The 18,890-nt window shown below is 72.4% G+C and carries 18 protein-coding genes; 9 read left to right on the top strand and 9 right to left on the bottom strand.

Annotated features, from left to right (window positions below; translation table 11 throughout):
* Window positions 1–101: 101 nt before the first annotated feature.
* The 3 genes from rimI to M6I34_RS01305 all read right to left on the bottom strand — a co-directional run bounded on the left by rimI (window position 102) and on the right by M6I34_RS01305 (window position 1,960).
* Complete coding sequence (gene rimI, locus M6I34_RS01315; protein WP_272483918.1) at window positions 102–557, bottom strand: ribosomal protein S18-alanine N-acetyltransferase; 456 nt, start codon at window positions 555–557, stop codon at window positions 102–104.
* Window positions 558–703: 146 nt separating this feature from the next.
* Window positions 704–1,558, bottom strand: coding sequence for a tRNA (adenosine(37)-N6)-threonylcarbamoyltransferase complex dimerization subunit type 1 TsaB (tsaB, locus tag M6I34_RS01310; protein WP_272483917.1), 855 nt, complete (start codon window positions 1,556–1,558; stop codon window positions 704–706).
* Between the two features lie 36 nt (window positions 1,559–1,594).
* Window positions 1,595–1,960, bottom strand: coding sequence for a hypothetical protein (locus M6I34_RS01305; protein ID WP_272483916.1), 366 nt, complete (start codon window positions 1,958–1,960; stop codon window positions 1,595–1,597).
* A 125-nt stretch (window positions 1,961–2,085) separates the two neighbouring features.
* Here M6I34_RS01305 and ompR point away from each other — a divergent pair, with 125 nt between their 5' ends.
* The 5 genes from ompR (at window position 2,086) to M6I34_RS01280 (ending at window position 7,006) form a co-directional block, all read left to right on the top strand.
* Complete coding sequence (gene ompR / locus M6I34_RS01300) at window positions 2,086–2,814, top strand: osmolarity response regulator transcription factor OmpR (protein WP_272483915.1); 729 nt, start codon at window positions 2,086–2,088, stop codon at window positions 2,812–2,814.
* A gap of 11 nt (window positions 2,815–2,825) precedes the next feature.
* Window positions 2,826–4,151, top strand: coding sequence for an ATP-binding protein (locus M6I34_RS01295; protein WP_272483914.1), 1,326 nt, complete (start codon window positions 2,826–2,828; stop codon window positions 4,149–4,151).
* A 198-nt stretch (window positions 4,152–4,349) separates the two neighbouring features.
* Window positions 4,350–4,769 (top strand): rubrerythrin family protein, encoded by a 420-nt coding sequence (locus M6I34_RS01290; RefSeq protein WP_272483913.1) that lies wholly within the window; start codon window positions 4,350–4,352, stop codon window positions 4,767–4,769.
* Window positions 4,770–4,953: 184 nt separating this feature from the next.
* A complete protein-coding gene (locus M6I34_RS01285) occupies window positions 4,954–6,312 on the top strand; it encodes a heterodisulfide reductase-related iron-sulfur binding cluster (RefSeq protein ID WP_272483912.1) in 1,359 nt (452 codons plus the stop codon).
* Between the two features lie 97 nt (window positions 6,313–6,409).
* Window positions 6,410–7,006, top strand: a complete 597-nt coding sequence (locus M6I34_RS01280; RefSeq protein WP_272483911.1) for a DUF3501 family protein — start codon at window positions 6,410–6,412, stop codon at window positions 7,004–7,006.
* A gap of 151 nt (window positions 7,007–7,157) precedes the next feature.
* On the opposite strand, the gene M6I34_RS01275 is transcribed toward M6I34_RS01280, so the two are convergent.
* The 5 genes from M6I34_RS01275 to ispD form a co-directional block, all read right to left on the bottom strand.
* Complete coding sequence (locus M6I34_RS01275) at window positions 7,158–7,874, bottom strand: lipoyl protein ligase domain-containing protein (RefSeq protein WP_272483910.1); 717 nt, start codon at window positions 7,872–7,874, stop codon at window positions 7,158–7,160.
* Between the two features lie 20 nt (window positions 7,875–7,894).
* The gene (locus M6I34_RS01270; protein ID WP_272483909.1) at window positions 7,895–8,179 is read right to left on the bottom strand and encodes a GNAT family N-acetyltransferase; all 285 of its coding nucleotides are present in this window, start codon (window positions 8,177–8,179) and stop codon (window positions 7,895–7,897) included.
* Between the two features lie 59 nt (window positions 8,180–8,238).
* The gene (locus tag M6I34_RS01265) at window positions 8,239–9,609 is read right to left on the bottom strand and encodes a TrpB-like pyridoxal phosphate-dependent enzyme (RefSeq protein ID WP_272483908.1); all 1,371 of its coding nucleotides are present in this window, start codon (window positions 9,607–9,609) and stop codon (window positions 8,239–8,241) included.
* A 105-nt stretch (window positions 9,610–9,714) separates the two neighbouring features.
* Window positions 9,715–10,233 carry a 2-C-methyl-D-erythritol 2,4-cyclodiphosphate synthase gene (ispF, locus tag M6I34_RS01260; RefSeq protein WP_272483907.1) on the bottom strand — a complete coding sequence of 173 codons (519 nt, stop codon included), beginning with the start codon at window positions 10,231–10,233 and terminating at the stop codon, window positions 9,715–9,717.
* Between the two features lie 29 nt (window positions 10,234–10,262).
* Window positions 10,263–10,988 carry a 2-C-methyl-D-erythritol 4-phosphate cytidylyltransferase gene (ispD, locus tag M6I34_RS01255; RefSeq protein WP_272483906.1) on the bottom strand — a complete coding sequence of 242 codons (726 nt, stop codon included), beginning with the start codon at window positions 10,986–10,988 and terminating at the stop codon, window positions 10,263–10,265.
* Between the two features lie 230 nt (window positions 10,989–11,218).
* Between ispD and mfd the strand changes: the two genes are divergently transcribed.
* From mfd to M6I34_RS01235, 4 genes are all read left to right on the top strand, one after another.
* Window positions 11,219–14,749, top strand: a complete 3,531-nt coding sequence (gene mfd, locus M6I34_RS01250; protein ID WP_418953526.1) for a transcription-repair coupling factor — start codon at window positions 11,219–11,221, stop codon at window positions 14,747–14,749.
* A 46-nt stretch (window positions 14,750–14,795) separates the two neighbouring features.
* Window positions 14,796–15,641 carry a phosphoserine phosphatase SerB gene (gene serB, locus M6I34_RS01245; RefSeq protein WP_272483905.1) on the top strand — a complete coding sequence of 282 codons (846 nt, stop codon included), beginning with the start codon at window positions 14,796–14,798 and terminating at the stop codon, window positions 15,639–15,641.
* A gap of 17 nt (window positions 15,642–15,658) precedes the next feature.
* The gene (locus M6I34_RS01240; protein WP_272483904.1) at window positions 15,659–16,036 is read left to right on the top strand and encodes an MAPEG family protein; all 378 of its coding nucleotides are present in this window, start codon (window positions 15,659–15,661) and stop codon (window positions 16,034–16,036) included.
* Between the two features lie 71 nt (window positions 16,037–16,107).
* Window positions 16,108–17,292: a YbfB/YjiJ family MFS transporter gene (locus M6I34_RS01235; RefSeq protein ID WP_272483903.1), complete on the top strand. Its 1,185-nt coding sequence runs from the start codon at window positions 16,108–16,110 to the stop codon at window positions 17,290–17,292.
* A 315-nt stretch (window positions 17,293–17,607) separates the two neighbouring features.
* On the opposite strand, the gene M6I34_RS01230 is transcribed toward M6I34_RS01235, so the two are convergent.
* Window positions 17,608–18,879, bottom strand: a complete 1,272-nt coding sequence (locus tag M6I34_RS01230) for an O-acetylhomoserine aminocarboxypropyltransferase/cysteine synthase family protein (RefSeq protein WP_272483902.1) — start codon at window positions 18,877–18,879, stop codon at window positions 17,608–17,610.
* Window positions 18,880–18,890: the final 11 nt, after the last annotated feature.

Below are 18,890 nucleotides of genomic sequence, written 5' to 3'. Positions count from 1 at the left end.
CGGCGGGAGCCGGGCCGACTGCGACTCCGGGGCCGGCCGCTCCCGAAGCGCCCACCGCGGCCCGATGCCCAGCGCCTCCCAGGCGCGATCCTTCGACGTGCTCATGGCGCGCCGCCGCCCTCGCCTGCCCCGAAGCGGCGGAACAGCACCCAGGCGTCCTCGCGCTGTCCCTCGGGCGCCGGATAGTAGCGGCGGCGCACGCCGATCCGCTGGAAGCCGCTGCTGTCGTAGAGCCGCCGCGCGGGGAGATTGGACGGGCGCACCTCGAGCAGCATGCCCATCGCTCCGCGGCGCACGGCGCCGGCACAGAGCCATTCGAGGATCGCTCGCCCGAGGCCCCTGCCCTGGTGCGGCGCGGCCACGCTCAGGTTGAGCAAGTGCACCTCGTCGGGGATCCACATCGCGATCGAGTAGGCGATGAGCTCGCCCGAAGGCGCCTCGAAGGCCCAGCAGTCGTAGCCGGCCTCGAGCGAATCCGAGAAGTTGCCGGCCGACCACGGAAACGGGTAGATCCGGTTCTCGATCGCGACCACCGCCGGCAGATCGGCACGAGTCATCGGCCGCGCGCGCAGACCGCTCGGCAGCTCGCCCGCAGCCGTCGCGACGCCTCCGGGCCGGGCGGGGCCTCGCGCCGATGCGGCGCCGGTCGCCGGCGTCGCGCCTCCGTTCCGGTCGTCCGGCGACTGCTGCTCAGGCCCCGCGTTCATGCCGCCCCCGCCTTGCGCTCGCGCAGCAGCCGCTGCTCGTCGACGTCGAGCGCCACCTTGTCGCGGACGTAGCGCGGCGACGCCGCCTCGGCCGGCACCGCGAGGCCTGCCCGCCACAGCCCGAGCGCCAGCTCGGCGACCGCCCGGGCATCGCCCGGCTGTGCCGAGCGCAGCGCGGCCTGCGGCCCGGCGCCCGGCGCGAGCCCGATGGCACGCCGCCATCCCTCGCCCAGGCCGATGCCGTGCCATGCGTCGCCGGCCGCCAGGGAGGGCCGGCCGGCAAGATCGGGCCGCGCCGGCTCGAGCGCGGCGCGCGCCAGTGCCGGGGGCGGCGCCTCGGGCCGCGCGACCGCCGGCCCCGCGAGGAGCTCGCAGATCGGGGCGCCGGCATCGGAGGCCGGCGCGCTGACCGAGAAGAGCGCGGCGTAGACCTCGCCCATGCGCGCGTCGTTGACCGCCAGCACCAGCGCCGCCGGCAGGCCGCTCGCGCGCAGGCTGCGCCAGGCGGCCGCCTCGAGGCTGCCGACCTCGATCAGCGGCAGGCCGCGCGCGAAGGCCAGGCCCTGCGCGACCGAGCAGCCGATCCGCAGCCCGGTGAACGCGCCGGGGCCGGCATCGAAGGCGATCGCGTCGAGCGAGTCCAGCTTCTCGCGGGGCAGCAGCTCGCCGATCATCGCGAGCATGCGCGCCGACTGGTCCGGGCCCGCCGGCTCGGCAAGGCTGTCGCACTCGATGCCGGCCTGCCCCGTCCTGAGCAGCGCGGCCGAGGCCCACGCGCCGGACGTCGCCAGCGCGAGCAGCCGGGTGCCACCCGGCGCTTGGGCATCGTTCGGAAGGGAATCGCGTGTCATGGAGAACGCGATTCTAGGGCGGTTCGGCGAGCGCCCCTAGTTGCGGCGTCGCCCTGCCTCGCGCAGCTGCCTGCGCAACTGCTGCCGCTCGTCGTCGGAGAGCCTTCCGGGCTGGCCGAAACCGGGATCGCGGCCCGGCCCGCCGAAGCCGCGCCCCGCGCCCCGCTCCGGCTCGGCCTCGCGGCGCGGCCAGCCCTCGAAGCCGCGCTCGCGAAGGTCGCGCCGGAGACGGTCGCGCTCGTCCTGATCGAGCCGGCCCCGTCCGGGTTGCTGGCGCCCGCCCGGCTGCGCCGCGGCCTGCGGGGCGTGCGCCGCGGCGGCCGCCCCCAGGCCGACCGCAAGGGCGAGCCCGGCGAGACGGCCGAGAAAACGGCGGCGGGAGGACGGGGGTGCCAGATTCATGCCCGAATTCTAGCCAGCCCCGTCGCCGCGCGGATACCGCCGATGCGGTAAGCGCTGTAACAAGCGGTAAACCGGCCGGCGGCTGCGCGCGCCGCGCCCGCGGCGCCGAGGCTATCATCGACGCCATGAACACCAATGCCACGGCGCCCAGGAAGCTGCTGATCGTCGACGACGATCCGAGGATGCGCGACCTGCTCAGGCGCTACCTGACCGACAACGGCTTCGAGGTGAGCCTCGCCGCCGACGGGCCGGCCATGAACCGGCTGCTGTTGCGCGAGAACTTCGACCTGATCGTGCTCGACCTGATGCTGCCCGGCGAGGACGGCCTGTCGATCGTGCGCCGGCTGCGCGGCGCCGGCGAACGCACGCCGGTCGTGATGCTGACCGCGCGCGGCGACGACGTCGACCGCATCATAGGGCTCGAGGTCGGTGCCGACGACTACCTGCCCAAGCCCTTCAATCCGCGCGAGTTGCTGGCCCGCATCCACGCGGTGCTGCGCCGCCAGCCGCCGCCCGAGCTGCCGGGCGCGCCGTCGGCCGAGCCCGAGGAAGTGGCCTTCGGCCCCTTCGTGCTGAACCTCGCCACCCGGGCGCTGACGCGCGACGGCGAGCCGGTGCCGCTCACCTCGGGGGAGTTCTCGGTGCTCAAGACCCTGGTGCGCCACCCGCGCTCGCCGCTGTCGCGCGAGAAGCTGATGGCGCTCGCCCGCGGCCGCGAGTACGGCGCCTACGACCGCAGCCTCGACGTCCAGGTGTCGCGGCTGCGAAAGCTGATCGAGACCGACCCGCAACAACCCCGCTACATCCAGACCGTCTGGGGCGTCGGCTACGTGTTCGTGCCCGACGGCCAGTGAGCCGGCCGCCGATGCCGCGGATCAGCCTGTTCTGGCGCACATTCCTGATGCTCGGCGCGCTGATCGTGGCGAGCCTGGCCGCCACGCTCGGCGCGATGCGGCTGCTCGACCCGGCGCCGCCCGAGCAACGGCTGGCCTGGGAGCTGGCCACCGTGCTGAACCTGACCCGCTCTGCGCTGGTCAGCGCCGACGCCGAGCGCCGGCTGCTGCTGCTCGAGGAGCTCGCGCGCGACGAAGGGGTCCGCGTGCTGCCGCTCGAGCCGGGCGACCGGATCGATCCGCAGGGCTCCGGCCCGCGGCTGCGCGCGATCGAGCCGCGCCTGCGGCAGCTGCTCGGCGAGCCGACCCAGGTCGCCGGGCGCGTCAACGGCGTCGACGGCGTGTGGATCAGCTTCGGCATCGAGGGCGACGCCTACTGGCTGATCCTGCCGCGCGAGCGAATCGAGCGGCAGTTCGGGCCCAGCATCCGCCTGCTCGGCGCGATCGCGCTGTCGCTGTCGCTGGTGGGCGCGCTGCTGCTCTCGCGCCTGGTCAACCGGCCGCTCGCGGTGCTGGCGCGCGCGCTCGGCGCGGTGAGCCGGGGCGAGCCGCCACCGGCGCTGCCGGTCAGCGGCCCCAGCGAGATCGCCGAGCTGAACCGGCGCTTCAACCGCATGGCAGCCGACCTCGCGGCGCTCGAGCGCGACCGGACGATCGCGCTGGCCGGCATCTCGCACGACATCCGCAGCCCGCTCGCGCGGCTGCGCATGGAGATCGAGTTGGCGGCGCTCGAAGAGGCCCAGCGCGACGCGATGGCCGGCGACATCGAGCGCATCGACCGGATCGTCGGACAGTTCGTGCACTACGCGCGGATCGCGCAGCCGCCGCGCGGCGAGACCGTCGACGTGCCCGCGCTGATCGAGGCGACCGCGGCGAGCTACCGGCCGCTCGCGGCCACCGATACGCTGGAGCTCTCGGTCGACGCGGGCGACACGCGGTCCTGGCGGGGCGACCCGACCGACCTGGCCAGGGCGATCGGCAACCTGATCGACAACGCGCTGCGCTACGGCCGCAGCCCCGACGGCATCGCGCGGATCGACCTGCGCGCTGCCGCCACGCCGGGCGGGATCCGGATCGAGGTCTCGGATGCCGGCCCCGGCGTGCCGCCAGACCAGCTCGAGCGACTGACGCGTCCCTTCGAGCGGCTCGACGCCGAGCGCAGCGACGCCGGCGGCGCCGGGCTGGGGCTGGCGATCGTCGAGCGGATCGCGCGGCGCTACGGCGGCAGCCTCGCGCTCGCCTCGGAGGCCGGCAAGGGCCTGCGCGCGATACTCGAGTTGCCGACGCTGGCTGCGTGAGCCCGGCGAACGCGGAGCACACTGCCGGGGCCCGCAACGGCCTGTCGTCGAAGCACGCGATAGTCTCGACCAATCAATCGCATATGCATCGTCAATTGGCACTCGCAATCGGACTTTGCTAACCTCCCCTTGCCCGTCGACGACCGCTCGAACGCGGCGCGACGTTCCTCCGACCCAACGCAAGTCAAGGAGACTTCAATGCCGACCCTCAAGGGAACCAAGACGCATCAGAATCTGAAGGACGCGTTCGCCGGCGAGAGCCAGGCCAACCGCCGCTACCTGTACTTCGCAAACAAGGCCGACGTCGAGGGTCATCCCGAAGTCGCCGCGCTGTTCCGCTCGACCGCCGAAGGCGAGACCGGCCACGCGCACGGCCACCTGGACTACCTGGCCGAAGTGGGCGACCCGGCCACCGACCTGCCGATCGGCCCGTCGGAAGCCAACCTGAAGGCCGCCGTCGCCGGCGAGACCCACGAGTACACCGACATGTACCCGGGCATGGCCAAGACCGCCCGCGACGAGGGTTTCGACGAGATCGCCGACTGGTTCGAGACGCTGGCCAAGGCCGAGCGTTCGCACGCGAACAAGTTCGCCAAGGCCCTCGAAGGCCTGGCCTGAGCGCCCGTCCGGGGCTGCGGCGCGCGGGTCGGCCGACCTGCGCGCACGTTCCCCGGCCAGCGGACGGGGGAGCGCTCGCGCTCCCCTTTTCGTTCCAGGCTCCGGCGCGCGCAACGCACCGGAATCCGCGGCGGGCCGCCGCGGCCGCCAAGCTCGAATTCCACGACTTCTGCAGGTAACGACGATGACCGTACGCGAAGGTTCGCTCGAAGCCCCTACCCGCCATCCGCTCGACTGGAAGAACCCCGAGTTCTACGACGAGAAGGCGGCGCTCGACGAAATGGAGCGGGTGTTCGACATCTGCCACGGATGCCGGCGCTGCGTCAGCCTGTGCAACGCGTTTCCGACGCTGTTCGACCTGGTCGACGAGTCGTCGACGATGGAAATCGACGGGGTCGACCGCAAGGACTACTGGAAGGTCGTCGACCAGTGCTACCTGTGCGACGTCTGCTACATGACGAAGTGCCCGTACGTGCCGCCGCACCCGTGGAATCTCGACTTCCCGCACCTGATGCTGCGCGCGAAGGCGATCCAGTTCAGGCAGGGCACGCCCACCCAGTTCCGCGACAAGACGCTGTCGTCGACCGACCGCAACGGCACGCTGGCCGGCATCCCGGTCGTGGTCAAGGCGGTCAACGCGCTCGCGAAGAACAAGACCGTGCGCAACGTCGTCGAGAAGCAGCTCGGCGTCCACCACAAGGCCTGGCTGCCGGATTTCACCAGCGAGAAGTTCCGCTCCTACGCGGCACCCTCGAAGGGCTACCCGGTGCGCGACGGCGAGCGCACGCCCGGCAAGGTGGCGATCTACGCGACCTGCTACATCAACTACAACGAGCCCGGCATCGGCCACGACCTGATCAAGGTGCTCGACCACAACGAGATCCCGCACGTGCTGGCCGAGAAGGAGGCCTGTTGCGGCATGCCGAAGCTCGAGCTCGGCGACCTCGAGTCGGTGGCGGCGCTCAAGGAGAAGAACATCCCGGCGCTGGCGAAGCTCGCGCGCGAGGGCTATGCGATCCTCGCGCCCATCCCGTCCTGCGCGCTGATGTTCAAGCAGGAACTGCCGCTGATGTTCCCGGACGATGCCGACGTGAAGGCGGTCCAGGAGGCGATGTACGACCCGTTCGAGTACTTCGTCGCGCGCGCGAAGGACGGCCTGCTCAAGACCGACTTCAAGACCGCGCTGGGCAAGGTCTCGTACCACATCGCCTGTCACCTGCGGGTGCAGAACGTGGGCCAGAAGACCCGCGAGATGCTGCAGATGGTGCCCGACACCAACGTCAACGCGATCGAACGCTGCTCGGGCCACGCCGGCACCTGGGGCGTGAAGAAGGAGTTCCACGAGGTCGCGATGAAGATCGGCCGCCCGGTGTTCCGGCAGATGGCCGAGCATCCCGGCGGCGGCGAGCCCGACTGGATCGCGTCGGACTGCCAGCTGGCCGGGCACCACATCGAGCAGGGGATGACCGAGGCCGGCCGCAACGTCGACGGCAAGCTGGCGCATCCGATCACCCTGCTTCGCATGGCCTACGGCCTGGCATGAGTCAGTCGACCCGGACCGGGGCGTGGGACCCGGTTCGAGTCGCTCCCCGATACACGCTTGGTCGAACCGGGTCCCACGCCCCGCTCCGGATCGATGAATGGAACACGAAATGCCGAAAGTCACCCGTGACTCGCTGATGACCCTCGAGGCCTACGCCAAGGCGCGGCCCGAGTTCCGCAAGAAGGTCATCGAGCACAAGAAGCACCGCACCGTCCATCTGGGCGAGCACGTCACGCTGCTGTTCGAGGACGAGCTGACGGTCCGCTACCAGATCCAGGAGATGCTGCGCATCGAGAAGATCTTCGAGGAAGAAGGCATCGAGCACGAGCTCGAGGCCTACAACCCGCTGATCCCGGACGGCCGCAACCTGAAGGCCACGATGCTGATCGAGTACGAGGACGCCGACGTGCGCAAGCGCGAGCTCGCGAAGCTGATCGGCATCGAGGACAAGGTCTGGGTGCAGGTCGAAGGCTCCCCGAAGGTCTACGCGATCGCCGACGAGGACCTGGAGCGCGAGAACGAGGAGAAGACCTCGTCGGTGCACTTCATGCGCTTCGAGCTGACCGAGGACATGGCCGCCGCGCTGAAGTACGGCGTGCCGCTGTCGATCGGCGTGGACCACGCGAACTACAAGGCCTCGCAGGAGCCGGTTTCGGCAGAGACTCGCGCGGCGCTGGTGGGCGACCTGGCCTGAGAGCGTGTGAATAAATCTACTGCGCGGCCCGGTCTCGCACCTGCGATGCTCGCCGTACTCCTCCGTACGGCTGCGCTTCTCGACGCGACCTCGGGCCGCTCGCTACGATTTCTTCACACGCTCTGAGCGGCGCGGACAGCCCGCGAGCGGATCAGTACCGCGCGATCTCCGCCTCGATCCGGGCCGAAAGTTCGGTCGCCTGCGCGCCCGTCGGCAGGCAGGCCGCGGTCAGCTGCCGCAGCCGCTGCGCGTCGCCCGGATAACCCATCGCGCTGCAAAGTATCTCCCACTGCGGCTCGGTCGCGAGCACCCCGGCCACCAGCAGCACCGCGTCGCGCGTGCGCCGCTGCGCAAGCCCGACCAGCTTGCGGCCGCGCGCATCGACGATCTCCCACGGCGACAGCGAGCCGAAGCAGGCCCAGGTCACAGGCGTCGCCGAAGGCCAGGCGTCCGCACGCGGGGCCGCCGCGGGCGCCCCATCCGGCGCGCTGCCTCGCAGTTCCGCGGGAGGCACGGCCCGCGCGTTGCAGCCCGCAGAGCGCAAAGCCTCGACCAGGCGCAGCGACAGCCAGGCGTAGCCGTCGGTAGGCGACCGTCCGGCGCGAGGATCGCTCGCGGGCAGCACCAGCGACACCCCGATCATCCAGGGTCCGACCAGCACCGCGCCGCCACCCGCCTCGCGAACCCGCACCTCGATCCGGCTTCCGACACGATCGCGCACTGCCTCGGCGAGACCGCGCTGCGCGCAACCCAGCACGATCGCCGGCCTCGGCCACAGCCAGACCCGCGAGGCGACCGAAGCCGGGCGCGCCGAGATCGCGGCCGAGTTCCAGGCCTGCTCGCCGGCGGCGTCGGTGTGGACCGGCATCGCGATCGGGCGGGCGAGGCTCAGCTGCCGCGCGCGAGCAGGCCCTGCACCTCGGGATGGCGCCGCGCCCAGGCGCGCACGTAGGAGCAGAGGGGGTCGACCTTCAGGCCCCGGTCGGCGGCATGCGCGAACAGCGCGCGCACCAGCTCCGCAGCGATGCCGCGCCCCTCGAGGGCGGGCGGCACCTCGGTGTGGAAGACCCGCATCGTGTCGCCGTCGAGCCGGTAGTCGGCCCGGCAGAGCAGCCCTTCCACGGTGGCCTCGAATCGCGACGCCGCCTCGTCGTGTCGAACCTCGACCTGCATGCCGGCTCCGTTCTCGCTTGCGCGGGGCGCCACGCCGGGCGCCCCGCCCGACCCTTGCCTCAGGCGGGCTCGGGCACGCTGGGCAGGCCCGAAAGGGCCATCGCCAGCTCCTTCTCGTCGTACTTCTGGTCGGTCAGCTTGCCCGACGCGTAGTCCATGTAGGCCTGCATGTCGAAGTGGCCGTGGCCGCACAGGTTGAACAGGATCGTCTCCGAGCGCCCTTCCCGCTTGCAGCGCAGCGCCTCCTCGATCGCGCCCTTGACCGCGTGGTTGGCCTCCGGCGCGGGCAGGATGCCTTCGGTGCGCGCGAACTGGATGCCGGCGGCGAAGCATTCGACCTGGTGGTAGGCGACCGCCTCGATCAGGCCCAGCTCCTTCAGGTGCGAGACCAGCGGCGCCATGCCGTGGTAGCGCAGGCCGCCCGCGTGGAAGCCCGGCGGCGTGAAGGTCGAGCCCAGCGTGTGCATCTTCGTGAGCGGCGTCATGTGCCCGGTGTCGCCGAAGTCGTACGCGTACTTGCCGCGCGTGAGCGACGGGCAGGCGGCCGGCTCGACCGCCACGATGCGCGGCTTGGCGCCGCCGCGCAGCCCCGCGCCGATGAACGGAAAGGTGATGCCGGCGAAGTTCGAGCCGCCGCCGGTGCAGCCGACGATCACGTCCGGATATGCGTCGGCCATCTCCATCTGCTCGATCGCCTCCAGGCCGACCACGGTCTGGTGCAGCAGCACGTGGTTGAGAACCGAGCCGAGCGCGTACTTGGTGTCCTCGCGCTGCGCGGCGATCTCCACCGCCTCGGAGATCGCGATGCCGAGGCTGCCCGGGTGGTCGGGACGCTGCGCGAGCACCGCGCGGCCGTACTCGGTCTCGCTGGACGGCGACGCGACGCAGCGCGCGCCGTAGGACTCCATCAGCGCGCGGCGATACGGCTTCTGGTCGTAGGAAACGCGCACCTGGAAGACCGTGACGTCGATGCCGAACAGCGCGCCGGCGAAGGCCAGCGACGAGCCCCACTGGCCGGCGCCGGTCTCGGTGGTCAGGCGGGTGACGCCGGCCTCCTTGTTGTAGAAGGCCTGGGCGACCGCGGTGTTCGGCTTGTGGCTGCCCGCCGGGCTCACGCCCTCGTACTTGTAGAAGATCTTGGCCGGCGTGCCCAGCGCCTGCTCGAGGCGGCGCGCGCGGAACAGCGGCGCCGGACGCCACACGCGATAGATGTCGCGCACCGGCTCGGGGATCTCGATCTCGCGCTCGGTGGTGACCTCCTGCATGATCAGCGCCATCGGGAACAGCGGCGCGAGGTCGTCGGGGCCGACCGGCTTCATCGTGCCGGGGTGCAGCACCGGCGGCAGCGCCTTCGGAAGGTCGGCCTGGATGTTGTACCAGTGCTTCGGGATCCTGCTCTCGTCCAGCAGGTACTTCACTTGATCGCCCATCGATCCTCTCCTCGAATGAATGCCGTTCGGGCCGGTCCGCATGCGGGGCGCCGGTCCGGGTCGGGGGAGACTATAACGCAGCGCGCAGCCCCTGCCGGGCGCGCTTCAGCCGCGCACCAGCAGAGCGACCGCGTCGGCCGCGATCGCCTCGCCGCGGCCCAGGTAGCCGAGCCGCTCGCTGGTCTTGGCCTTCACGTTCACGCGGCCCGGGTCGACGCCGAGCGCGGCCGCGATGCGCGCGACCATCGCGGCGATGTGCGGCGCCATCTTCGGCGCCTGCGCAACGATCGTGGCGTCGACGTTGCCGATCTCGAAGCCGGCCGCGCGCACGCGTCGCGTCGCCTCGGCCAGCAGGGCGACGCTGTCGGCGCCGGCGAAGGCGGGATCGGTGTCGGGAAAGTGCCGCCCGATGTCGCCGAGCGCCGCCGCCCCGAGGATCGCGTCGGTGATCGCGTGCAGCAGCACGTCGGCGTCGGAGTGGCCGAGCAGCCCGTGCGTGTGCGGGATCGCGACGCCGCCCACGATCAGCTGGCGGCCGGGAACCAGCGCGTGAACGTCCCAGCCCTGGCCGATCCGGAAGGCCGGGCCGCCGCCGGCGGCAAGGGGTGCGGATTCGTCGTTCATCGGGTCCTCCTGGTCGGCGCGGCGCGGCCTCATTCGGGCGGCGCGGGCCGCGCGTCCGCCAGCAGGCGCCGCATCAGTTCGAGATCGTCCGCGGTGGTCACCTTGAAGTTCGCGCGCGAGCCGGCGACCAGGCGCGGCGCCAGGCCGGCGCGCTCGATCGCGGCAGCCTCGTCGGTCACCTCGGGAAAGCGGGCCAGCGCATCGAGCAGCGGGCCCAGCCTGAACATCTGCGGCGTCTGGGCCAGCCAGAGCCCCTCGCGCTGGAGCGTGCCGGCCACCCGCGGCGCGTCCGCCGAGTCGGCGCGCTTGACCGTGTCGCTGACCGGCAACGCCAGCAGGCCGCCGACCGGATCGCCGGCCAGCGCATCGCGCAGGCCGTCGAGCGTGGCGAGGTCCAGGCCGGGGCGCGCCGCATCGTGCACCAGCGCCCAGTCGAGCGGACCCGCGGCGTGCTCGCGCTGCAGGCAGCGCAGTCCGGCCAGCACCGTGTCGCGACGGGTCGGGCCGCCCTCGCGCAGCAGGGTCGTGCGCGGCAGGCCCGCGAGCGCGGCCTCGGCGCGCCGATCGCCGGGCGCCACGACGACCACGAGCCGCTCGATCCAGGGCGCGGCCAGAAGCCCGCGCGCGGCGCGCGCGATCATCGGCTCGCCCCGCAGGTCGAGGTACTGCTTCGGCACCTCGGCGCCGAGCCTCGAACCGGTGCCGCCGGCAGGCATCACGGCCAGGCAGCGCGGCGCGCCGGCGGTCGTCGTCATCGCGGAATCGTCGGGAGCGAGTCGGAAAAGTTAGAATTCTAAGCTTTCGCCGCAGCGAGCCGGGCCGGCCGCGCGGTGCCCGAACGGATTCCGACTTGACCTCCACCGCCCTGCAGCCCGAGCACGGCGGCGCCCCCGCCGAGGACCGCCCCACCGGAGCGACACCTGGCGCGGACGCCCGCCGACCGGGCGATGCCCCGGCGAGCGCCCGGCACGATGCCGAGCGCGCGCTGCGCCTTGCCGCCGTCGAGGCGATTCCCGCGCCGGCCCCCGGCAAGGTCCGCGCGCTGCCGCCATGCCACGGCTCGTCCGACGCGCTGCTGCTGGCCGCGCTGGCCGTGCGTGAGGCGCGCGGCGGCCGGACCCTCGCGATCGTCTGCGCGGCGGCCGTCGACGCCCAGCGGCTGGCCGTCGAGATCGGCTGGTTCGCGCCGTCGCTGCGCACCCGCCTGCTCCCGGACTGGGAGACGCTGCCCTGGGACGCCTTCTCCCCTCACGAAGACCTGATCTCCGAGCGGCTGTCGACGCTGTACGCGCTTCACCGCAACGACGTCGACGTGTTGCTGGTGCCCGCGACGACAGCGCTGCACCGGCTCGCGCCGCCGGCCTTCCTCGCCTCGCACACCTTCCACTTCCACAAGGGCCAGTCGCTCGACGAGAAGCGACTGCGCTCGCAGCTCACGCTGGCCGGCTACGACCACGTGTCGCAGGTCGTGCACCCGGGCGAGTACTGCGTGCGCGGCGGGCTGATCGACCTCTTCCCGATGGGCTCGACCCTGCCCTACCGGCTCGACCTGTTCGGCGACGAGATCGAGTCGATCCGCACCTTCGACCCGGACACGCAGCGCAGCCTGTACCCGATCGAGAAGGTCAGGCTGCTGCCGGGCCGCGAGTTCCCGATGGACGAGGCCGCGCGCACCGCCTTCCGCGGGCGCTGGCGCGAGCGCTTCGAGGGCGACCCGTCGAAGAGCCCGCTCTATCGCGACGTCGGCAACGGCATCGCGCCGGCCGGCATCGAGTACTGGCTGCCGCTGTTCTTCGACGAGACCGCCACCCTCTTCGACTACCTGCCGGAGCAGACGCTCGTCGTGTCGCACGGCGACATCGAGCGGGCGGCCCGCGCCTTCGGCGACGACATCGCGCAGCGCCACCGCTTCCTCGCCCACGACCCGGAGCGGCCGCTGCTCTCGCCCGACGAGGTCTTCATCGACGCCGAGCGCTTCTTCACCGACGCGAAGCGATTCGGCCGCTGGGCGCTCGCGCGGCCGGGCCAGGCGCCCGCGACCGGCATGGCGGCCGGCGAGACCGTTCCCGCCGGTACGGCGGCCGAGTTCCCTCCCGCCGGTGCGGCGGCCGAGGCGGCATCAGGCGTCGACGGCTTCGCTGCCGCGCTGCCCGGCCTCGCGGTCGACCGGCGCGCCCAGAACCCGGTCGAGCGGCTCGCGAGCTTCCTGGCCGCGCACCCCGGCCGCAAGCTGATCGTCGCCGAATCGCCGGGCCGCCGCGAGACCCTGTCGCAGCTGCTGCTCGACCACGGCGTCACGCTGCCGGCGATCGACGACTGGAGCGCCTTCGCCGCCGGGGCCGACGATGCGGCGCTTGCCGTCGGCCCCCTGCACGACGGCTTCGAGCTGGCCGCCGGCCGACTGGCGATCGTCACCGAGGCCGAACTCTTCGCCGGCACGGTCCGGCGCACGCGGCGCGGGCTGCGCGAGACGCAGACCGACGTCGACTCGATCATCCGCGACCTGTCCGAACTGAAGGTCGGCGACCCGGTCGTGCACGTCCAGCACGGCATCGGCCGCTACGAAGGGCTGGTCACGATGGACCTCGGCGACGGCCCCACCGAGTTCCTGCACCTCAGCTATGCCGGGCAGGCCACGCTCTACGTGCCCGTCTCCCAACTGCACGTGATCGGGCGCTACAGCGGCGCCAATCCCGACGAGGCGCCGCTGCACCAGCTCGGCTCCGGCCAGTGGGAGAAGGCGCGGCGCAAGGCCGCCCAGCAGGCGCGCGACGCCGCGGCCGAGCTGCTGAACCTGTACGCGCGCCGCGCCGCGCGCACCGGGCACGCGTTTACGCTGCAGATGAACGACTACGAGGCCTTCGCCGACGGCTTCGGCTTCGAGGAGACCCCGGACCAGCTCGCCGCGATCCACGCGGTCGTGCAGGACATGGTCTCGGGCAAGCCGATGGACCGGCTGGTCTGCGGCGACGTCGGCTTCGGCAAGACCGAGGTCGCGCTGCGCGCGGCCTTCGTGGCCGTGGCCGACGGCAAGCAGGTCGCGGTCCTCACGCCCACCACGCTGCTGGCCGAGCAGCACTTCCAGACCTTCTCCGACCGCTTCGCGAACTGGCCGGTCAAGCTCGCCGAGCTGTCGCGCTTCCGCTCGGGCAAGGAGACGAAGGCGGCGCTCGACGGCATCGCGAAGGGCGAGGTCGACATCGTGATCGGCACGCACAAGCTGCTGTCGCCCGAACTGAAGTTCCCGCGCCTGGGCCTGGTCATCATCGACGAGGAGCATCGCTTCGGCGTTCGGCAGAAGGAGGCGCTGAAGGCGCTGCGGGCCGAGGTCGACGTGCTCACGCTGACCGCCACGCCGATCCCGCGCACGCTGGCGATGAGCCTCGAGGGCATCCGCGACTTCTCGGTGATCGCCACCGCGCCGCAGAAGCGCCTGGCGATCAAGACCTTCGTGCGCCGCGAGTCCGACGGCACGATCCGCGAGGCGCTGCTTCGAGAGCTCAAGCGCGGCGGCCAGGTCTACTTCCTGCACAACGAGGTCGAAACGATCGAGAACCGCCGCCAGCGCCTCGCCGAGCTGGTGCCCGAGGCGCGGATCGCGGTGGCCCACGGCCAGATGCCCGAGCGCGAGCTCGAGCGGGTGATGCGCGACTTCCACCAGCAGCGCTTCAACGTGCTGCTGTGCACGACGATCATCGAGACCGGCATCGACGTGCCGACCGCCAACACCATCGTGATGCACCGGGCCGACCGCTTCGGCCTTGCGCAGCTGCACCAGCTGCGCGGCCGGGTCGGGCGCTCGCACCACCAGGCCTATGCCTACCTGCTGATCCCCGACGAGTCGGCGATCACCAAGGACGCGGCCAAGCGGCTGGAGGCGATCCAGATGATGGAGGAGCTCGGCTCGGGCTTCTACCTGGCGATGCACGACCTGGAGATCCGCGGCGCGGGCGAGGTGCTCGGCGAGAACCAGTCCGGCGACATGAAGGAGGTCGGCTTCGCGCTGTACACCGAGATGCTCAACGAGGCGGTGCGCTCGCTGAAGGCGGGTCGCGAGCCGGACCTGAGCGCGCCGCTGTCCGCGACCACCGAGATCAACCTGCACGTGCCGGCGCTGCTGCCGGCCGACTACTGCGCAGACGTGCACGAGCGGCTGACCCTGTACAAGCGGATGGCCAACTGCGAGACCCGGGACGCGCTCGACGGCCTGCGCGAGGAACTCGTCGACCGCTTCGGAAAGCTTCCCGACGCGGCGCGCGCGCTGCTGGAGACGCACCGGCTGCGCATCGTCTCGAAGCCGCTCGGCGTGGCCAAGATCGACGCCTCGCCGGACACGATCGTCGTGCAGTTCCGGCCGAACCCGCCGATCGACCCGGCCCGCATCATCGCGCTGATCCAGTCGCGGCGCGACGTCAAGCTGTCCGGCCAGGACCGCCTGCGCTTCACGCTGGCCACCCCGGACCTCTCGCTGCGCGTGCAGCGGATCCGCGAGATCCTCGACGCGCTCGCGGACTGATGCCGCACGCGCACCCGGCCGACCGGCCGCAACCCCCGACACGACGATGACCGACCTGATCATCCAGCACCCCGAACTCGGCGACGCCGCCGTCCGGTCCTTCGCCGAGGCGGTGGGCCGCTCGCCCGACCGGCGCGAGCCCGCGCTCGCCGCGTGGCGCGGCGTGCGCATCGACCGCGAGCGGGCCGCCCGCCTGGCCGACGAACAGGCGGTCGACGCCGGCCTGGTGCCGCAGGGCGCGACGCTGGCCGACTACCGCATCGCGGCCTTCGACATGGACTCCACGCTGATCACGATCGAGTGCGTGGACGAGATCGCCGACTTCGTGGGCCGCAAGGCCGAGGTCGCCGCGATCACCGAGGCCGCGATGCGCGGCGAGATCGCCGACTACGACGAGAGCCTGCGCCGGCGGGTCGCGCTGCTCGAGGGCCTGCCCGAGGAGACGCTGCAGAAGGTGTGGGACGAGCGGGTGCGGCTGACCCCCGGCGCCGAGCGGCTGGTCGCGCAACTTAAGGCAGCCGGCCTGAAGATCCTGCTCGTCTCGGGCGGCTTCACCTTCTTCACCGACCGCCTCAAGGCGCGGCTCGGCATCGACTTCACCCGCTCCAACACGCTGGAGATCGCCGGCGGCAGGCTCACCGGGGGCCTGGTCGGCAAGATCGTCAACGCGAGCGGCAAGCGGCAGGCGCTCGAGGACGCGTGCGCCCGGATCGGCTGCCCGACGGCGCAGGCAATCGCGGTGGGCGACGGCGCCAACGACCTGGAGATGATGGGCATCGCCGGCGTCTCGGTCGCGTACCGCGCCAAGCCGGTCGTGCGCGAGAAGACCACCTTCGCGATCAACCACAACGGGCTCGACGCCCTGCTCGGCTGGCTGCCGCCGGCCAGCTGAACGAAGGGGCCGCCGCCATGAGTTTCGCCACCGTCTGCCTGGTCGTCGCCGCGATCCTGCCCGTTGCCTGCGCCGGAATCGCCAAGTGGGGCCTGCGCGACTACGACAACCGGAACCCCCGCGCCTGGCTCGCCGCGCAGACCGGCCACCGCGCGCGAGCCGTCGCGGCCCAGGCGAATTCGTGGGAGGCCTTCCCGGTCTTCGCCGCCGGCGTGCTGGTCGCGAGCCAGGCGGGCGCCTCGCCGCTGGTCGTCGACCTGCTGGCCGGGTTCTTCGTCGCGTGCCGGATCGCCTACGTCTGGCTGTACGTGATCGACCGCGCCACCGCGCGGTCGATCGTCTGGACCTTCGGCTTCCTGGCTTCGCTGGCGCTGTACTTCGCGGCGCTGTGGTGAGCGGGGCGCCGGGGCCGCAGGGCGTGCCGCCGAGCCCACCGCCTGGCAAACCGCCGAGCCCACCGCCTGGCGTGCAGTCGAGCCCGGGGCCGGCCGAAGCCGCGCTGGCGGCGGCGATCGCCGGCGCCTGCGCGCTGGCGCTGGCGATGGGCATCGGCCGGTTCGCCTACACCCCGCTGCTGCCCGCGATGCTCGAGGGGGGCGGACTGTCGCTGTCGGGCGCGGGCCTGGTGGCCTCGGCGAACTTCGCGGGCTACCTCGCCGGAGCGCTGCTCGCGACCCGCGCCGTGTTCGCCCGGCACCGGGCGCTCGGCCTGCGCGCCGGCATCGCGCTCAGCGTGGCCACCACGGCGGTGATGGCGCTCGACGCCGGAGCGGCGGGATGGGCGCTGCTGCGCTTCGCCGGCGGCATGGCCAGCGCCTTCGTTCTTGTCTACGCGTCCGGCACGATCTTCGACCTGGCCGCCCGCACCGCGCGGCCGATGCTGGGCAGCCTGCTCTACTCGGGCGTCGGCGCCGGCATCGCGCTGTCGGCGCTCGTGGTGTTCGCCGGCCGCTCGGCCGGCATGGGCGCGCCGTCGCTCTGGCTCGCGATGGGCGCGATCGCCGCGCTGCTCGCCATCCCGCCCTGGCGCCGGCTGGCCGTCGCGGCGCGCCCGCAGGCCGCCCCGGCGAAGCCGGCCCCGGCACCTGCCGGCGCGGCCCGTTCGCTGCGTTTTCTGCTCGTCGGCTACGGCTGCCTGGGCTTCGGCTACGTGATCACCGCGACCTTCATAGTGGTCATGGTGCGCAGGCTTCCCGACGCCCCCGCCTGGGAGTTCTGGGCCTGGCTGGCGGTGGGGCTGGCCGGCGCGCCATCGAACTGGATCTGGGCGAAGATCGCCGCGCGCACCGGCCCCTACCGCGCGATCGTCGCCGCCTTCGTGCTCGAGGCGATCGGCGTCGCGCTGGCGGCGCTCGGCAGCGGGCCGCCCGCGATCCTGGTCGGCGCCGCGCTGCTCGGCGGCACCTTCATGGCGATCACCGCGCTCGGCCTGTCCACCGCCCGCGCGCTGGCCGCCGACCGCCCCGACCAGACGATCGCGAGAATGACGGTCGCGTTCAGCGTGGGCCAGATCGTCGGGCCGGCGATCGGCGGCTGGCTGGCCGAGCGCAGCGGCAGCTTCGTGTCGGCCTCCTGGCTCGCGGTGGCCGCGCTGTTGGCCGGCGCGGCCCTCACCGCGGCAGCCGGCCGGGCGCTGCGCGGGCGGGCCTGAAGCCGAACGCTGCGGGTCCGGAGCCGGACTCGGGCACGGCGAGGAAGCGCCTGAGACCGGGCACTGCGGGGGCAGGCCCGGGGCCGGCGCGCGACGACAGCGGTCCGGCCTGCCGGCCGGACTGCCCTCGTTGCTCGGGCGCGTGGCCTGCCGCCGAACTCGCTTCGCTCACTGCGTTCGCTGCGCTCGGACAGGCGGCGGCAAGTCAGAGGAACGATGCGCGCTTCGCGCGCGGGCCACGCGCCCTGCGCGACTCGGCGCTGCCGAAGCGCGCCGGCCCCGGGCCTGCCCCGCAATGCCTCGCACGACGCGAGGTTACGCCGCCGCGATTGCGCGGTCGAGGTCGGCGATCAGGTCGTCGACGTGCTCGATGCCGATCGACAGCCGCACCAGCTCGGGCGACACGCCGGCCGAGGCCAGCTCGGCCGGGGAAAGTTGGCGGTGCGTGGTGCTCGCCGGATGCGTGGCCAGCGTGCGCACGTCGCCGATGTTGACCAGACGGAGCACCAGCTGCAGCGCGTCGAGGAAGCGCTCGCCGGCCTCGCGGCCACCCTTCAGGCCGATGGACAGGATGCCGGAGGCGCCGTTTGGCAGGTAGCGCTTCGCCTTCGCATGATCCGCCGAGCTCTCGAGGCCCGGATAGCGGACCCACTCGACCCGCGGATGCGACGCCAGGTGGCGCGCGATCGCCAGCGCGTTGGCCGAGATCCGTTCCATCCGCAGCGGCAGCGTCTCGAGGCCCTGTAGGATCAGGAAGGCATTGAACGGCGACAGCGCGGCGCCGGTATTGCGCAGCGGCACGACCCGGGCCCGCCCGATGTAGGCCGCCGGGCCCAGCGCCTCGGTGTAGACGACGCCGTGATACGACGCGTCGGGCTCGTTGAGCCGGCGGAAGCGGGCCTTGTGTTCGGCCCACGGGAACTTGCCCGAGTCCACGATGATGCCGCCGATCGAGTTGCCGTGGCCGCCGATGTACTTGGTCAGCGAGTGCACGACGATGTCGGCGCCGTGCTCGATCGGCCGCAGCAGGAAGGGCGAGGCCACCGTGTTGTCGACGATCAGCGGCACGCCGTGCGCATGGGCGATCTTCGCGAAGGCGGCGATGTCGGCCACGCTGCCCGACGGGTTGCCGATGCTCTCGACGAACACCGCCTTCGTGCGCGCGTCGATCAGGCCCTCGAACGACACCGGGTCCTCACCGTCGGCGAAGCGGGTCTCGATGCCGAATTGCGGCAGCGTGTGGGCGAACAGGTTGTAGGTGCCGCCGTAGAGCCGGGTGGCCGACACGATGTTGTCACCGGCCTCGGCGATCGTCTGGATCGCATAGGTGATCGCCGCCTGGCCCGAGGCCAGCGCGAGCCCCGCGATGCCGCCCTCGAGCGCCGCGACGCGCTTTTCGAGCACGTCGGTCGTCGGGTTCATGATCCGGGTGTAGATGTTGCCCGCGACCTTCAGGTCGAACAGGTCCGCGCCGTGCTGCGCCGAGTCGAACGCGTACGAGGTGGTCTGGTAGATCGGCACCGCGACCGACTTCGTGGTCGGGTCGGGCGAATAGCCGGCGTGCACGGCGAGGGTCTCGGGCTTCATCTCGGGCTCCA

This window comes from Zeimonas sediminis, assembly GCF_023721795.1.
GTDB lineage: Bacteria > Pseudomonadota > Gammaproteobacteria > Burkholderiales > Burkholderiaceae_E > Zeimonas > Zeimonas sediminis.
Note: the sequence above shows the minus strand (reverse complement) of the source record. Positions and strands in the feature narration are given on the sequence as shown.

What these genes read in the sequence shown, in the direction of transcription:
- M6I34_RS01290 (WP_272483913.1), top strand. Translation starts at nt 4,350, where the DNA reads ATGCCGACCCTCAAGGGAACCAAGACGCATCAGAATCTGAAGGACGCG.
- M6I34_RS01285 (WP_272483912.1), top strand. Translation starts at nt 4,954, where the DNA reads ATGACCGTACGCGAAGGTTCGCTCGAAGCCCCTACCCGCCATCCGCTC.
- serB (WP_272483905.1), top strand. Translation starts at nt 14,796, where the DNA reads ATGACCGACCTGATCATCCAGCACCCCGAACTCGGCGACGCCGCCGTC.
- M6I34_RS01240 (WP_272483904.1), top strand. Translation starts at nt 15,659, where the DNA reads ATGAGTTTCGCCACCGTCTGCCTGGTCGTCGCCGCGATCCTGCCCGTT.
- M6I34_RS01295 (WP_272483914.1), top strand. Translation starts at nt 2,826, where the DNA reads ATGCCGCGGATCAGCCTGTTCTGGCGCACATTCCTGATGCTCGGCGCG.
- rimI (WP_272483918.1), bottom strand. Translation starts at nt 557, where the DNA reads ATGACTCGTGCCGATCTGCCGGCGGTGGTCGCGATCGAGAACCGGATC.
- M6I34_RS01305 (WP_272483916.1), bottom strand. Translation starts at nt 1,960, where the DNA reads ATGAATCTGGCACCCCCGTCCTCCCGCCGCCGTTTTCTCGGCCGTCTC.
- M6I34_RS01230 (WP_272483902.1), bottom strand. Translation starts at nt 18,879, where the DNA reads ATGAAGCCCGAGACCCTCGCCGTGCACGCCGGCTATTCGCCCGACCCG.
- tsaB (WP_272483917.1), bottom strand. Translation starts at nt 1,558, where the DNA reads ATGACACGCGATTCCCTTCCGAACGATGCCCAAGCGCCGGGTGGCACC.
- ispF (WP_272483907.1), bottom strand. Translation starts at nt 10,233, where the DNA reads ATGAACGACGAATCCGCACCCCTTGCCGCCGGCGGCGGCCCGGCCTTC.
- ispD (WP_272483906.1), bottom strand. Translation starts at nt 10,988, where the DNA reads ATGACGACGACCGCCGGCGCGCCGCGCTGCCTGGCCGTGATGCCTGCC.
- M6I34_RS01270 (WP_272483909.1), bottom strand. Translation starts at nt 8,179, where the DNA reads ATGCAGGTCGAGGTTCGACACGACGAGGCGGCGTCGCGATTCGAGGCC.
- M6I34_RS01265 (WP_272483908.1), bottom strand. Translation starts at nt 9,609, where the DNA reads ATGGGCGATCAAGTGAAGTACCTGCTGGACGAGAGCAGGATCCCGAAG.
- M6I34_RS01280 (WP_272483911.1), top strand. Translation starts at nt 6,410, where the DNA reads ATGGAACACGAAATGCCGAAAGTCACCCGTGACTCGCTGATGACCCTC.
- M6I34_RS01275 (WP_272483910.1), bottom strand. Translation starts at nt 7,874, where the DNA reads ATGCCGGTCCACACCGACGCCGCCGGCGAGCAGGCCTGGAACTCGGCC.
- ompR (WP_272483915.1), top strand. Translation starts at nt 2,086, where the DNA reads ATGAACACCAATGCCACGGCGCCCAGGAAGCTGCTGATCGTCGACGAC.